Raw genomic sequence first — 1,182 nt, 5'->3', positions numbered from 1 at the left:
GTGTATGGCCCAGCTCATGTCAGTCAGCTCTCCGTCTTCGCCGCGAACGGCCCGTAGACGCCGTCCGCGACGCTCGTCGGGGTGTAGCTCTTCGGGCTCTTGGCGCCTTCACCGCGCTTGGCCGCCTCGACGCCCAGACGGTTGGCTTGCAGGTACTTCTCGCTGCCACCCAATGAATCGTCGACCTCCACCGTCACGCAAATGCTGTAACTCACGTGCACTGAGACGGACTTGTAAGCCATGAGGACTCCGCCGATCAGATGTAGGAGCGTTCGCCGTCGACCAGGTCGAACGGCTTGGACAGGGGGCCGTCGCCCAGCGCGGTCCAGAAGACGTTGAAGCCCTCCAACGACCACTCCCGAATGGCCGCCTCGCCCGCCTCGACGGTGTCGAAGCGCTTCTCCCTGCGGCTGCTGGAGCTGCCGTTCTTGCGGCCGATAACCAGCATCGAGCAGGCCGGACCGCGCTGCTCGTTCCCCGGGGTGCCGTCGTCCTTCGGCGTGCTCATCCGTTTGCCTCTCCCTCGTGATCGCCGTACGGGGAAAGCCCGCACGACGGGTTGTCATTGATCAGCCACATCAGCGAGCCCATGGAGTCGACGTAGGTGACCTCCTGCCCACACCACAGGCAGGCCGCCCTATCCCCATCTGACGGCTCGTCGACCTCCGGCTGTGGGGGCTCCAGGACCGCGCACAGGCCCTGCTCGATCAGCAGGACGCTCGTCGTTTTGCCGAGCCAGACCTTCGGCCAGCGTGCCTGGGAGACGCCGCGCGGTCCGACTCGGAGCTTGAACTCGGTCACCGACCACTCCGGGTAGTACGCCGCCGTGGTCAGCGGGCCGAAGTGCGGCATGGCCACGCGGGCCATCGCAAGGTCGTCGCGGTACTGCACGTTGGCCGGCCCGCGGTGTGTCCTCGGAAGCGCACGGACCGCGTGGTCTCGGTCGATCGCTCGAACGTCGTAGGTGAACCAGGCGGACGGGAAGTCGCGCCGCGAGTTGTAAGCGGAAACGGTGATCCGGTAGACCTTCACGCCGCGACCGCGCCGCACAGCCGCTCGTTGTCCTGCTTGGTGAAGATGTCCGACCGGCACACCGAGCACCGGCAGGTCGACCGGTGCAGTTCCTTCGGGAAGAAGACCGCCTCGTGCCGCCACGGCGCCGACTCAGTCTCCCAGGTGAAC

Annotated in this window: 3 protein-coding genes; all 3 read right to left on the bottom strand. The window is 66.6% G+C overall.

Going from position 1 to position 1,182, the window contains the following annotated elements; all coding sequences use genetic code 11:
- Window positions 1–23: 23 nt before the first annotated feature.
- From ACIQVZ_RS42505 to ACIQVZ_RS42495, 3 genes are read right to left on the bottom strand one after another with little or no spacing between them, the layout of a single operon-like run.
- The gene (locus ACIQVZ_RS42505) at window positions 24–242 is read right to left on the bottom strand and encodes a hypothetical protein (protein ID WP_402458576.1); all 219 of its coding nucleotides are present in this window, start codon (window positions 240–242) and stop codon (window positions 24–26) included.
- Between the two features lie 14 nt (window positions 243–256).
- On the bottom strand, window positions 257–508 hold the full coding sequence (locus tag ACIQVZ_RS42500; protein WP_402458573.1) for a hypothetical protein: 252 nt from the start codon (window positions 506–508) through the stop codon (window positions 257–259).
- Window positions 505–1,032 carry a hypothetical protein gene (locus tag ACIQVZ_RS42495; RefSeq protein ID WP_402458570.1) on the bottom strand — a complete coding sequence of 176 codons (528 nt, stop codon included), beginning with the start codon at window positions 1,030–1,032 and terminating at the stop codon, window positions 505–507. The genes ACIQVZ_RS42500 and ACIQVZ_RS42495 overlap by 4 nt, the downstream gene beginning before the upstream one ends.
- Window positions 1,033–1,182 lie beyond the last annotated feature (150 nt).

It is taken from the genome of Kitasatospora sp. NPDC098663, assembly GCF_044760075.1.
Lineage (GTDB): Bacteria > Actinomycetota > Actinomycetes > Streptomycetales > Streptomycetaceae > Kitasatospora.
Note: the sequence above shows the minus strand (reverse complement) of the source record. Positions and strands in the feature narration are given on the sequence as shown.